Here is a 13623-nt window from a genome sequence, read left to right as displayed (position 1 = left end):
CTCAAAAGGGAAGAAATATGGGAAATGTGAGGGAAATGCGAGGGAAATTTTAAAAATTAGGGAAAATGATAAAAAAGAAATTCTAGTTCGTGAAAATCTCCCAATCTTTTTCTATTTTTTTTATTTTATCATCATGAGAGTCTCCTTCAGAGCCATTCAATTTAATTATACTAAAATTATGGCTGAAATAATCATTTATAATTTCTCCAAATAGTTTTCCAGATGGTGTTTTAATTTTTAATTTATTGCTAAAAAAATCAAAAAGGCTTTTAACAAATGCTCTGTTTACTTTTTCAATTGAAGTAATTTGATTTTCAATAAATTCAATTTGTTTTAAAGAATGAAATTCATGAGAATATTCTTCATAAATGAGTTTGGCTTTTGGTTTGGGTGTAAAAATATCATCGTATTCAAATTGAAATTTTTTATTCAAACCTATTAAAATAGACAGCTTTTTCTCAAACTCAAATATTTTTAATAGTAATTGGTTCTGATCTAATAATTCTCTTGTGAAAAAATCTTTTTTACCCAATAGATAATTATTCAAAATTTCTTCCTCAAATTTCAAACTTTCTATCAGTTTGTTTTGTTCTCTCTTTAGAGAATTAAATCTTTTCTCAATAACATTTGTATCAATTTTGTTTTCATTTAATGCAATGTCTTTTTTGTCTGTTAATTGAAAAAATAACTTGTCAAATATTTTTTTTGCTTTTTTTTTCTTTTTTTTCTCACTCAAACCATAATTTTCAATTTCAAAATCTCGTTGAAATAATATTAGATGGATTTTTAATGAACCTGTAAAATAAGTCATCATAAAAGAATATACTTCTGATACTAATTCAAAAGTATAATAGTATTCACGTTCATTTAAATTAAAGCCAACCCTAAATTCAAAACCATTTTTTTCGTTTGTTTTTTTTTGTTCTAATATTTTACCAGAAACCGTTTCTTTAAAAATGTTATCTTTAATAAATAATTTAATAATCTCATTTGGGTTAGGAATATTGTATTTTTCTTTAGTGAAAATACCAAAATATTTACTTTTCATTATTTTAACAGATTTGAATAATCTTCAGGTAAAACTGCATCAATATCTCGTAGATATAATTCTAGCGCATCCATTGTTGCATGACCTGTGATTAATTTTAATTTACTTTTTACTTCAAAAGGAGTTGCTGTTTTAGCCATTTCCTTATATAATTTGGTAATAAAGGTATGTCTGAAACTATATAGACCATAATCTTTACCTAAACCAAAATGGTCTTTTACTTTTTTAAACTGTTTTGTAAAGTAATCTCTTTTATTATTTTCTTTTGTTTCCCATTGACCACCAATTTTATTGGGGGTAAATAAAAAATCGTGTTTATTTAATTTGGATAAATCAGGTAGTTGATTAATTAATATATCAGGGATAATTTTAACTTTAACAGGCTTATTTTTAGCTCTCACATATATCTTTTTATCGATTAAATCAATATCACCAATTTTTAGTCTACAGACTTCAACTGGTCTAAGGAAATTATAAGATATAAATTGAACGAAAAGATATAATACTGCATCATGTTTTTCTAAATATTTAAAAATATCTTTTTGTTCAGTTGTAGTATAAGTTTTATTCCTTTCAGGTATAGATTTTAAAACATTTATTTTCTTTACGAAATTATTTTCAATGATTTCATTGTCCTCCAAAGTTTGAAATAATGAACTAATATCTGTGCGTGTATTATTTCTATTTCTAGGGCTTGTAGTTTGTAATACTGTATTTAAGTATTGTATAACAAGTTTTTTATCAATAATTGAAATATTCTGCTTAAAATCACAACCTTCGTTTTCAAGCCATTTCTTAAATCTATTAATTCTATTTCTAAAATTTTGATATGAAATACCATTTAAAACTTTTGATTTAGTATCTAATGCTAGGTCAAAAGATTCTTGGATAGAGTAGGAGATTGTTGTGTCAATTATAATCTTTTCTTCAAAAGATAATGCAGTTTCTTTTTCTATTGGCTTTTTTTTGATTTCATCTTTTTCATTTGAAAGTAGCTGTTCTATAAATTCAGCCAATGAAATATTGTCTTTATATGGATTAAAGCCTTGTGATAAAACATATTCTAAACTCTCTTTTAATTTTACTAGAATATGATATCTATTTCTTTTGCTTTTATAAAGGTTTACTCCAGCTTTTATGTTCGACTGCCTTTCTAGTTTACCCGAGGTTGGATTTCTAAATGAATAGTAGATATACCAACTTTTAGATAATGCAGCTTTTTTATCTTTAGCAGATAGTTTAGACCAAGAGGCAATATCTACACCACCGGTATATATTTTTGGTTCCGAATAATTTAATTTCATAGCAGAATCGTGTACTATATCGTGTACTCTTTGTAAAAGTAAGAAAAAAGAAGACATAAAAAAACGAATTGTGAGACACAATTCGTTGATTTAATTAGCATTAAGCTTGTAGCGAGAACGGGATTTGAACCCGTGACCTCAGGGTTATGAATCCTGCGCTCTAACCAACTGAGCTACCTCGCCATTAGGTTTTGAGGGTGCAAATATAATCGATTTTTATAAACTAGCAAGAGGTGTTTTAATTTTTTTTAAATAGAATATAATACCTATATTGCTAACTTAAGAAAACACAATGGATAAAGTAAAATTTGAACTAGAAATTCCTATTCATGCATCGCCTAATATGCTGTATCAGTATATTTCTTCGCCATCTAATTTACAAGAATGGTTTGCAGATAAAGTTAACTCTAGAGGTAAAATTTTTAGTTTTACTTGGGAAGGAGTAGAGGAAAAAGCAGAATTAATTACAAAAAAAACGGGTGAAAGAATTCGTTGGAAATGGCTAGAAAGTGAAGCTGATGATAGTTTCTTTGAAATTAACATACAAGTAGACCCATTAACAAAAGATGTTTCTTTAATAATTACAGATTTTGCAGAAGATGAAGATGAAGTAGATGAAGCAAAACAACTTTGGGAAAATCAAATTGATGAATTAAGACATACGATAGGAGCTTAAAACTTCTTTTTAAAACATAAAAACTCAACATAATTTGTTGAGTTTTTTTATGCGTAAAATCTACTTATTTATAGTAATTTTGTCTTTTTTAAATTTTAGATATGATTAATTTTAATGGTGAATTATTGTTTGCAGAAAACGTAAAACTATCTTCAGAAAATAGAGGCTTTAAATATGGAGATTCAATTTTTGAAACGGTAAAAGTTATCAATAAAAAAGTCGTATTCTGGGAAGACCATTATTTTAGATTAATGGCTTCTATGAGAATGTTACGTATGAAAATTCCTATGGAGTTTACTTTAGAGTTTCTTGAAAAAGAAATTTTAAAAACAGTTGCTGTACAAGATCAAGCTGCCTCTTATAGAGTTAGACTTAATATTTACAGAAAAGATGGAGGTTTATATACTCCAAAGACTAATAAAATAGACTATTTATTAGAAGTAAATGAAACTTCTTATCAAATTAAAAAGGAATACAACATCGATTTGTATAAAGATTTTTATAATTATTCTGGACTTTTGTCAACTATAAAAACAAATAATAGAATGATAAATACATTGGCAAGTATTTTTGCTGATGAAAATGATTTAGATAATTGTATTTTATTAAATGAAAGAAAAGGAGTTGTAGAGGTTACAAATGGAAATATTTTTATAATTAAAGACAACATTATAAAAACGCCTGCTTTAACTGAAGGTTGTATTAAAGGTATTGTTAGAAAAAAAGTAATTGAAATAATATCTAAAAATGATACTTATAAAGTTGAGGAAACAGTAATTTCTCCTTTCGAAATTCAAAAAGCAGATGAAGTTTTTATAACCAATGCCATTATTGGTATACAGCCTGTAACAAATTATAAAAAGAAATCTTTTAAAACGGAAATAGGAGAGAAGCTTGCAAACAATTTAAAAATTGTACAAATTGCAGGTAATTAATTTAAATTAAAATCGCTAGGTGCATTTGCCCAAAGCTTATAATTACCACCTTTTTGTAATAATTTGTTTTTCCATAGATTCTCTTCTTCAATAGAAAGAATGTTATCAAAATCATTATCGGCAATAAACCAAGAATTTTGGTTCATTTCATCTTCTAACTGATTTTTGCTCCAACCAGAATATCCCAAGAAAAAACGAATGTCAGATTCGTTTAATAAGTTATTATTCAACAAATCTTTTAAAGAGCTAAAATTACCACCCCAATAAATACCATTTGCTACTTCTATACTTTCAGGAATTAAGTCTGGTATTTTATGAACAAAATACAAATTGTCTTGCTCCACAGGTCCACCTTGATAAATAGTAAATGAGCAGTCTATATCTGGTATTAAATCATTAACAGAATAATTAAGTGGTCTGTTTAATATAAAACCTACAGAGTTGCTAGAAGTATGTTCCGTTAATAAAATAATGGCTCTATTAAAAGAGCTATCGTTTAAGATAGAAGGTTCTGCAATTAGAAGTTTTCCTTTATAGGGTTTCAAGGTAGATTTTTGTTTTTTTAAATATAAGAAAAAAAATCATAAAAAAAAGCCCTCTTTAAAAAAGAGAGCTTTTTATATTTAAAACTAAAATGTTTTAGTTTACAGCATCGCTTAATCCAGCTCCAGCTTTAAATTTTGCTACGTTTTTAGCAGCAATTTGGATAGTTTTTCCAGTTTGTGGGTTTCTTCCTGTTCTAGCAGCTCTGTTAGAAACAGAGAAAGTACCAAAACCAACTAATGCAACTTTATCACCACCTTTTAAAGCAGAAGTTACATTATCTGTAAAAGACTCTAAAGCTGCTTTAGCTGCTACTTTAGAAATTCCTGCATCTGCAGCCATTGCATCGATTAAATCTGACTTGTTCATAATAAATTGATTTTTAAATTAATTGAATATTATATTTTTTGCTTAATAGCTTAACAAATATAGACGGATTAAGGGTTCACGCAAATTTGAAGTACAAAAAAGTGCCTTTTTGTTAATAAAAGCACGTAAATTGTTAATAAAGGAATGTTAAAATTAGTAAAAAGAGTAAAAACCTTACCAATAAAGGGGTTACATCATTTTTGCTTCAGATGAAAAAGTAAAGCCATTTAGCAAACTTTTGGCATCCATTTTTTTCTTTCCAGAAAGTTTTAATTCTACAATATTTATGAAACCTTTAGCCACAGCAACTTTAAGTGTTTTTTTTGTTGTTACAATTTTTCCTATTGTAAAATTATGGTCTTCAACTTCTTTTTCTATTGCATAAATTTTTGCAGAAATATCTTCATCGTCATTTTTGATGATAGTCCAAGCTGCAGGAAATGGATTTAATCCACGAATTTTATTATATATATTGTCTAAAGTATCCGTCCAATCTATTTTACAATTATCAGGATTCAATTTTGGTGCAGATTTTTCTTCTAATTCAGGTTGTTTTTTCGTGTCTACATTTCCTAACTTAATATAGTCTACAGTTTTTGCTACCAATTCTGCTCCCAAAAACATTAATTTATCATGTAAATTTCCAACAGTTTCAGTTTCTAAAATAGCAACTTCCTCTTGTAGAATAATTTCACCAGTATCTATTTTGTCATCAATAAAAAAAGTAGTTGCGCCTGTTTTTGTTTCACCATTTATAATAGACCAATGAATTGGAGCAGCGCCTCTGTATTCTGGTAATAAAGAAGCGTGTAAATTAAAAGTACCAAATTCTGGCATTTGCCAAACTGCTTTTGGTAACATTCTAAAAGCAACAACAATTTGTAAATTAGCGTTTAAATCTTTTAATTCTTGATGAAATTCTTCATTCTTTAAATTTTTAGGTTGAAGAATGGTAAGATTTTGCGAGGTAGCATATTTTTTTACTGCAGATTCATTTAGTTTTCTTCCTCTTCCTGCAGGTTTGTCTGTGGCAGTAATTACACCAACAACATTATAATTGTTTTCAACTAGATGTTTTAAAATAGTAACTGCAAAATCTGGAGTTCCCATAAAAACGATGCGTAAATCTCTCATAATTATTTATTAAGTTGGTATTTATTTAGATGATTTAATATCAATTTATTTTCTGATAACAAATATCGCAAATGTATTAAAATGTCTTGCTCGTTTGTTTCTAAATTTAAGCTAATTTCTTGTGAAGATAAATTTTTATTATTTTCTAAAAGCTTTAAAATTGCAAATGAAATATTCTTTTTCGAGATTTTTCTTTCTGAAAGACAAACGTCACAAATTCCACATTTATGATTAGTTTTTTCATCAAAATACCCTAAAACTTGAATGCTTCTACAAATACTATCATTTTTAATAAAAGAAATAAAGTCTGCAGCCTTTTTCTTTTTCTGATGAATTAACTGCGCAATTTCTCTTGAAAAGCGATTGATAGTTTTATCATCTTCTCTTGGTACTAAAAAAGTGATTTCTACATCAGAAATTATGGGTTTATAAATTAACAGACCATCTTCTTCTAATCGTTTTAAATTAGTAACAACTTGTTGTGAGGTTATTCCTGTTTTTTTAGCAATTATAAATTCATTTACTTTCATTTCTTGCTCAAAAAGCCCGCCATACGTTCTTAAAATTGAATTTGTAAAGTTTTTTAGAATCTTATTTTTATCAATATAGTTAAGTACATTTTTATGTGTTGCTGTAAATTGTAATGTAGATTTCTCGTTGTAATTATTACTAATTTCAATAATTCCGTTATTAGATAAAATTTTAAGAATTGCATCAACTTTAAAAGTAGAAAAATTATATTTTTTACTAAACTCTAACAAATTAAAAGGAAATGATTCTTCGAAGATTTCTCCGTTTGCAATTCTAAAATATTGATATAATTTTCTATGGACTTCTTTAATATCTGTAATACTTGGTAGCGATTTTTCGGTTTGTTTTTTAAATAATAAAATATCGTTTTCATTTTGCAAAAGTGCTGCAAAAGATTTTTTGTTGTTTCTGCCAGCTCTGCCTGTTTCTTGAACGTAGTTTTCGATACTTGTTGGTAAATTATAATGAACAACAATACCAACGTTTGGTTTGTCAATTCCCATTCCAAAAGCATTTGTGGCAACAATTATTGGTGTTTTTTCTGTCATCCAATTAGTAAAAGAAATTTTCTTTTCTATGGAAGATAAACCTGCGTTATAAAAACCACTCTTAAAATTATTAGCATTTAGAAAATTAGAAATTTCTATTGTCTTTTTTCTTGAATTAACATATACAATTGCTGGTGATTTAGTTTTTGTAAAGATTTGTAGTAAACGTTGTAATTTATCTTCGACCGTAAAAATTTGATACGCTAAATTACCTCTTAAAAACGATTTTTTGAAAACTTGAGGATTTTTTAAATCTAAATTTTCTTCAATATCATTTAATACTCTTTTGTTAGCTGTTGCTGTTAAAGCAATAAAATTTACATTTGGAATTAGCTCTCGTAAAACTTTTATATTTCTGTATGATGGCCTAAAATCATGTCCCCATTCAGAGATACAATGTGCTTCATCAATAGCAACAAGATTTACATTTAATTCCTTAATTTTTTGTTGAATAAAAGTAGATTGTAATCTTTCTGGAGAAATATATAAGAACTTTATGCTTCCGAATTTAATATTGTCGAAAAGCGTAATAATTTCATCTTGTTTTACTCCAGAAGGAATTGTTGTTGCCTTAATGCCCAAGTTTTTTAAGTTTTCTACTTGGTCTTGCATCAATGCAATTAAAGGAGAAATAATTAAGCAAACTCCTTCTTTTGCCAGTGCAGGAACTTGAAAACAAACAGATTTTCCTCCACCAGTTGGCAACAAAGCAATTACATCTTTTTGTTCTAAAACGGCTGTAATTATTTCTTCTTGTGGATTTCTAAATTCAGAAAAACCCCAATATTTTTTTAGTATTTCTTTTGGCGAAATCATAAATCGCAAGAAAGCGAATTAATAATAAAGTTTGTACGTTCTTCAATAGTTCCAAAAGGAACATTAATAATAGAATATCCTACTTTTAAATACGCATCAATTAAAAATTTATCAATAATGATAGATTCTTCAAAAGTTTCATAACGCTCATTATCAGTCGTATGAATTTCTTCCCATGGAGAAAAATGAAAAATTTTATTGTATTTGTATTTTTTGCTTTTTTCTATAAAAGTTGCAGGGTATTCTGTTTTGAAGAAATCTAGATATGCATGAACATCAGGAATTCCTCTATCAAAAAAAACGAGCTTATTTTTACTATTATCAGCAGTAATAAATTGCTGTTCCCTACCCTCTAAAAGTAATTTGCTAAACAATAAAGGTTCTGTTAAAAAAAGTTGATCAATTCCTTTTTCCTTAGCCTTTAAAGTAACTTCTCTAGATACTTCTGGCATACAAAAGTAATTCCTTTTAATAAGTTCATTTAAAACCGAAGTTTTACCTGTTCCTGGTCCGCCAATTAAAACAATTTTTTGCTGCATTTCACAAAAATAAATGATTCCCTTTATAAAACTAATTTTTAATGTAATTTTGTGGCTTGTTATTTGTAATTAATTAACAAAAAAGAATAAAATATTATGAGTGATAAGAATGCATTTTACACCAAATTAAAAGGTCAATTAGATGATACTACTGCATTTCCTGCAGATTATATGTATAAATTTATTGTGCCTACAGATGAAAATCAAGTTGAAGAAGTAGAAGATTTATTTGACAATACAGGTGCAGTTATTAATACAAAAAAATCGAAAACCGGAAAATATATTAGTGTTTCTATCGTATTAAAGGTACAAACTTCAGATGAAGTAATATCATATTATAAAAAAGCAGAAAAAATTAAAGGAATCATTTCGTTATAATTAGAATATTTATGAGAAAATCAGTTTTATTAGTTATTGTTTTATGTACATCAATATCTATTTTTTCGCAAAAGAAAGACCAGACTTTGGTTACAATTGATGGAGAAAAAACTACAGTATCTGAATTTAAAAGAGTTTATGAAAAAAATTTGGATGCAGTAGATAATGAAGAAGCTAGAGATGTAACCAAAAATTTAGAACTATTTATAAACTATAAACTAAAAGTAAAAGAAGCTTACAAAATTAAATTAGATACGCTACCTTCTTACAAAAGAGAAATGGAAACGTATAAAAACCAGCTTTCTGCTCCTTATTTACAAGACACTACTTTTTTAGATAAATTAGTAAAAGATGCTTATTTTAGAACAAAAAATGAAGTAAAAGCAAAGCATATTTTAATTAGAACTCCAAGAGATGCTTCTCCTAATGATACTTTAATAGCTTATAATAAGATTATAAAAATTAGAAATAGAATTGTTAATGGTGAAGATTTTGAAGCTGTAGCTGCAGAGGTTTCTGAAGACAAATCTGCGCAAGGAGACCCAAAAACGGGTAGAAAAGGTAACAATGGTAATTTAGGTTATTTTTCTGCTTTTAGAATGGTATATCCTTTTGAAGAAGCTGCTTACACAACTAAAGTTGGCGAAGTTTCTATGCCTTTTAGAAGTCAGTTTGGTTACCATATTTTAAAAGTTGATGATGTAAGAGAATCTAAAGGAGAATTAGAAGCTGCACATATTTTAATTTTAGACACAACTTCTCTTGGTAAAAAGAAAATTTTTGAAGTTTATGATAAGTTAATTATCAACAATAATTTTGAAGAATTGGCAAGAGAGTTTTCTGAAGATCCAGGTTCTAAAAATAAAGGAGGAAGATTGGGTAAATTTGGACCAGGAAGAATGGTAAAGCCTTTTGACGATGCCATTTTTGCACTTACTGAAGAAAACACATATTCTAAACCCTTTAAAACACGTTTTGGTTGGCATATTGTTAAATTGCTAAAAAAACATCCTATTGCATCTTTTGATGATATGAAAAAAGAGCTTACCAATAAAGTAAAAAGAAGTTCTAGAATGCAATTGTCTGATAAAGCAATTATTAATAAGTTAAAGAAAGATTATAAAATTGTAGAAAACGAAGACGCAAAAAAAATATTAAATAGAAAGAATTTAAGATCTATTCCAAAAGATTCTTTACAAAATGTTATTTTTAGCATTAATGATAAAAGTATAAGTCAAGAAGACTTTATAAAATATATTAGAAACAGAAGACACATACCCGTTTTTGCCTTGTTTGATATGTTTAAAGACCAAGAAATTTTAACCTATTACAAAGAAAACTTAATTTATACAGAACCAGAATACGCTTACACTTTGCAGGAATATGAAGATGGCTTGTTGTTATTTGAATTGATGCAACAAAAAATTTGGAATAAATCTGCAAATGATTCAATAGGTTTAAAAAAATATTTTGATGTAAATTCAACTAAATATAAATCTAAAGAATTAGAAAAAATAAAAGGTGAGGTAATGAACGATTATCAGAACTTTTTAGAAAAAGAATGGATTGCTGCCTTAAGAAGAGAAAGTAAAATTAAAGTTGATAAAAGACAGTTAAAAAAACTAATTAAATTTTACGAAGAAAGATAATGAGAATTTTTGCCATTTTTTTATGTGTAATTGTTTTTACCTCTTGTAACTATTTTAAGTTACAAGAGAAGGAAAATAATGCATCAGAAATTATAGCAATTGTAAATACAGAAAAGCTTTTTAAGAAAGATTTAGAAGGTGTTTTTCCAAAGAATTTAAGTACCCAAGACAGTCTTGTTTTGGTAAAAAGCTACATTCAAGATTGGGCTATAAAACAGTTGTTACTTAATAAAGCAGAGAAAAACAGTTCTTTAGAAGCAATTAACCAGATAAATGGTTTAGTTAAAGACTACAAAGAAAGTTTGTTAATTAATAATTACAAAGAGCAATTAATTAAACAGCAGTTAGATACAGTTATTTCTGAAGAGGAAATAGAAGCTTATTATACTAGAAATAAAGAAAATTTTAAATTGAATGAAGAACTTGTTAAGGCAAAATATCTTCATTTTAGTGCCAATCTTATTAATGAAAAAGAATTGATACAGTTATTTAAATCTGATGATATAGAAGATTTAGAAGCATTAGAAAAACAAGAATTAAGTTTTAAGTTTCATCAATTTAACGATTCAATTTGGACACAAATAGATAACATTTTGTTAAAACTTCCTATTTCTAAAGAAAATCTGTTAAAAAAATCAAAATTCATTCAAAAACAAGATTCATTAGGTTTATATTTGGTGGCTGTAAATGATGTTTTACTTCGCAATTCTATAGCGCCATTAAGTTATATAAAGCCAACCATAAAACAGATGATTTTGCACAAACGCAAAATAGAATTAATTAGAGAGATAGAAAAAATAATAGTAAAAGATGCCACACAAAACAATAATTTTAAAGTATATTAAATTTCCTTTAATAGCTGCCTTTTTTGGGTTGATGAGTTTACAAACCACAGCACAAAAAGTAAAGATAGATGGAGTTGCAGTAGTAGTAGGAAAAAACATTGTTTTAGATTCTGATATAGACAAATTTAAGCAAGAAATTGAGTTAAGAAGTGAAGGTAAAGTAGCCATTACAGATTGCGAAATGCTAGAAGAGTTAATGCAACAAAAATTACTAGCACACCATGCAGTAATTGATAGTGTAACCGTTTCTGAATCAGAAATTTCTAGTAGAGTAGATAGAAGTATTCAGTTTTTTACACAACAATATGGTACTGTAGATAAAGTAATTAAAGCTTATGGTTTTAATGATTTAGATGATTTAAAAAAAGAACTAAATACCGTTCAAAAAGAAAATCTTTTAATAGAAAAAGAACAGCAAAAAATTACTGAAAAGGTAGATGTTACTCCAGAAGAAGTTCGTTTATATTATAACGGATTAAAAGATAAAGGAGAATTACCAGATTTTCCTGCAGAAATAGAATTAGCACAAATTGTTATTAATGCAGAACCTACTCAAGAAGAAAACGATCGAATAATTGCAAAATTAAACGAGATAAAAAAAGAATTAGAAGATGGCGCAAATTTTAAAATGAAAGCCATTATTAATTCAGATGATCCTGGTGTAACTCAAAATGGAGGTAGATATACAATTACCAAAGACGCTAGCTTTATAAAAGAGTTTAAAGAAATGGCATTTACATTAGATATTGGTCAAGTTTCTAAACCCTTTAAGTCAGATTTTGGATATCATTTAATGCAATTACATGAAGTAAAAGGTAATACTAGAGTTGCTTCTCATATTTTAATGCAGCCAGAAATCCCAGAAAATAAACTGAATGAAGTTAAAGAAAAAGCAGAAAAAATAATTGAAGATATTAAATCTGGAAAAATCACTTTTGATGAAGCTGTAAAAAAATACTCTCAAGATGATGATACAAAAAACAATGGAGGTTTAATTATAAACCCATCTACAGGAGAATCTAAATTCGATTTAACAAGAATGGATCCTGCATTCTACGCTAGAGTTAGTGATCTTAAAAAAGGTGAAATTACAGATGCTTTTTTCGACCAAACTAGAGGTGGAGATAAAATGTTTAAGTTCATTTTAATGAGAGATAGAACTGATACACATACAGCAGATTTAGTTGAAGATTATGTAAAAATTCAACAATTAGCACTTCAAAAAAAGAAAGAAGAAACAGTAGAAAAGTGGGCAAAAGAAAAAATAACTGATACTTACATTAAGTTAGGTGAAGACCATGGAAAATGTTCATTTAAAAGAAATTGGAAAAAGAAAACGAGTAAATAATGTCTGACGTTAATGCAGTAAAAGAATTAGTAAATAAGTATAATTTACTAAAAGAAGAAATTGGTAAAGTAATTATTGGTCAACATGAGGCTGTAAACTTTACGTTGTTGTCTATTTTTTGTGGAGGACATTCTTTATTAATAGGTGTGCCAGGTTTGGCAAAAACATTATTAGTAAATACAGTTTCAGATGCATTAGGGCTTAATTTTAAGAGAATTCAGTTTACTCCAGATTTAATGCCATCAGATATTTTAGGAAGTGAAATTTTAGATGAAAGCAGACAATTTAAATTTATAAAAGGTCCAATTTTTTCTAATATTATTTTGGCAGATGAAATAAATAGAACACCGCCAAAAACACAAGCAGCTTTGTTAGAAGCAATGCAAGAACGCTCTGTAACTGTTTCTGGAAATCATTATAAACTAGATTTACCTTTCTTTGTGTTGGCAACACAAAACCCAATAGAGCAAGAAGGTACATATCCTTTGCCAGAAGCGCAGTTAGATAGATTTATGTTTTCTATCAACTTAGAATATCCAACTTTTGAAGAAGAGGTTACAGTAGTAAAAAACACTACAAGTAATATTAATAATTCTATTAATTCATTATTTTCTGCTAAAGAAATTGTTGAGGTTCAAAAACTGATTCGTAAAATTCCTGTAGCGGATAATGTTATTGAATATGCTGTGAGTTTGGTTGGTAAAACAAGACCAAAATCTCCAGCAGCAACAGATTTAGTAAAAAGCTATTTAGATTGGGGAGCAGGTCCAAGAGCTTCGCAAAATTTAATTTTGGCGGCAAAAGCACATGCAGCTGTAAATGGAAAATATTCGCCAGATATAGAAGATGTAAAAGCAGTAGCAATTCCTATTTTATCTCATAGAATTGTAAAGAATTACAAAGCAGAAGCAGAAGGAATTACAATTTCTGATATTATTACTTCGCTTTTGTAAGATTTTA

General features: G+C 27.6%; 14 protein-coding genes and 1 tRNA gene. 7 read left to right on the top strand and 8 right to left on the bottom strand.

All coding sequences use genetic code 11. From position 1 onward, the window contains the following. Nucleotides 1–82 precede the first annotated feature (82 nt). The 3 genes from H9W90_RS06505 to H9W90_RS06495 form a co-directional block, all read right to left on the bottom strand. A complete protein-coding gene (locus H9W90_RS06505; protein ID WP_187483638.1) occupies nt 83–1048 on the bottom strand; it encodes a hypothetical protein in 966 nt (321 codons plus the stop codon). Continuing rightward, nucleotides 1048–2409 (bottom strand): tyrosine-type recombinase/integrase, encoded by a 1362-nt coding sequence (locus H9W90_RS06500; protein ID WP_187483637.1) that lies wholly within the window; start codon nt 2407–2409, stop codon nt 1048–1050. Before H9W90_RS06500 ends, H9W90_RS06505 begins: the two co-directional genes overlap by 1 nt. A gap of 52 nt (nt 2410–2461) precedes the next feature. Continuing rightward, nucleotides 2462–2535, bottom strand: a tRNA-Met gene (locus H9W90_RS06495). Between the two features lie 109 nt (nt 2536–2644). Here H9W90_RS06495 and H9W90_RS06490 point away from each other — a divergent pair. Both H9W90_RS06490 and H9W90_RS06485 read left to right on the top strand, forming a co-directional pair. Further along, nucleotides 2645–3028 (top strand): START-like domain-containing protein, encoded by a 384-nt coding sequence (locus tag H9W90_RS06490; protein ID WP_187483636.1) that lies wholly within the window; start codon nt 2645–2647, stop codon nt 3026–3028. Between the two features lie 101 nt (nt 3029–3129). Then, nucleotides 3130–3963, top strand: a complete 834-nt coding sequence (locus H9W90_RS06485) for an aminotransferase class IV (RefSeq protein WP_187483635.1) — start codon at nt 3130–3132, stop codon at nt 3961–3963. Here H9W90_RS06485 and H9W90_RS06480 read toward each other — a convergent pair. From H9W90_RS06480 to H9W90_RS06460, 5 genes are all read right to left on the bottom strand, one after another. After that, nucleotides 3960–4508 (bottom strand): YqgE/AlgH family protein, encoded by a 549-nt coding sequence (locus H9W90_RS06480; RefSeq protein ID WP_187483634.1) that lies wholly within the window; start codon nt 4506–4508, stop codon nt 3960–3962. The genes H9W90_RS06485 and H9W90_RS06480 overlap by 4 nt on opposite strands. 94 nt (nt 4509–4602) lie before the next feature. Then, entirely contained in the window at nt 4603–4875 is a 273-nt protein-coding gene (locus tag H9W90_RS06475; protein ID WP_026778202.1) for an HU family DNA-binding protein, read from the bottom strand. A gap of 189 nt (nt 4876–5064) precedes the next feature. Beyond that, the gene (gene fmt, locus H9W90_RS06470) at nt 5065–6009 is read right to left on the bottom strand and encodes a methionyl-tRNA formyltransferase (RefSeq protein ID WP_187483633.1); all 945 of its coding nucleotides are present in this window, start codon (nt 6007–6009) and stop codon (nt 5065–5067) included. 2 nt (nt 6010–6011) lie between these two features. Beyond that, complete coding sequence (locus H9W90_RS06465; RefSeq protein WP_187483632.1) at nt 6012–7904, bottom strand: RecQ family ATP-dependent DNA helicase; 1893 nt, start codon at nt 7902–7904, stop codon at nt 6012–6014. Beyond that, nucleotides 7901–8443, bottom strand: coding sequence for an AAA family ATPase (locus H9W90_RS06460; protein WP_187483631.1), 543 nt, complete (start codon nt 8441–8443; stop codon nt 7901–7903). Before H9W90_RS06460 ends, H9W90_RS06465 begins: the two co-directional genes overlap by 4 nt. 96 nt (nt 8444–8539) lie before the next feature. Between H9W90_RS06460 and H9W90_RS06455 the strand changes: the two genes are divergently transcribed. The 5 genes from H9W90_RS06455 to H9W90_RS06435 are packed head-to-tail and all read left to right on the top strand — an operon-like array spanning nt 8540 to nt 13616. Next, nucleotides 8540–8821: a DUF493 family protein gene (locus H9W90_RS06455; protein ID WP_187483630.1), complete on the top strand. Its 282-nt coding sequence runs from the start codon at nt 8540–8542 to the stop codon at nt 8819–8821. Between the two features lie 11 nt (nt 8822–8832). After that, nucleotides 8833–10470 carry a peptidylprolyl isomerase gene (locus tag H9W90_RS06450; RefSeq protein ID WP_187483629.1) on the top strand — a complete coding sequence of 546 codons (1638 nt, stop codon included), beginning with the start codon at nt 8833–8835 and terminating at the stop codon, nt 10468–10470. Beyond that, a complete protein-coding gene (locus H9W90_RS06445; RefSeq protein WP_187483628.1) occupies nt 10470–11315 on the top strand; it encodes a hypothetical protein in 846 nt (281 codons plus the stop codon). The genes H9W90_RS06450 and H9W90_RS06445 overlap by 1 nt, the downstream gene beginning before the upstream one ends. Next, nucleotides 11281–12663, top strand: coding sequence for a peptidylprolyl isomerase (locus H9W90_RS06440; protein ID WP_187483627.1), 1383 nt, complete (start codon nt 11281–11283; stop codon nt 12661–12663). The genes H9W90_RS06445 and H9W90_RS06440 overlap by 35 nt, the downstream gene beginning before the upstream one ends. Next, nucleotides 12663–13616: an AAA family ATPase gene (locus H9W90_RS06435; protein ID WP_187483626.1), complete on the top strand. Its 954-nt coding sequence runs from the start codon at nt 12663–12665 to the stop codon at nt 13614–13616. The genes H9W90_RS06440 and H9W90_RS06435 overlap by 1 nt, the downstream gene beginning before the upstream one ends. Nucleotides 13617–13623 lie beyond the last annotated feature (7 nt).

This window comes from Polaribacter pectinis, from assembly GCF_014352875.1.
In the GTDB taxonomy this organism is placed as follows: domain Bacteria; phylum Bacteroidota; class Bacteroidia; order Flavobacteriales; family Flavobacteriaceae; genus Polaribacter; species Polaribacter pectinis.
Note: the sequence above shows the minus strand (reverse complement) of the source record. Positions and strands in the feature narration are given on the sequence as shown.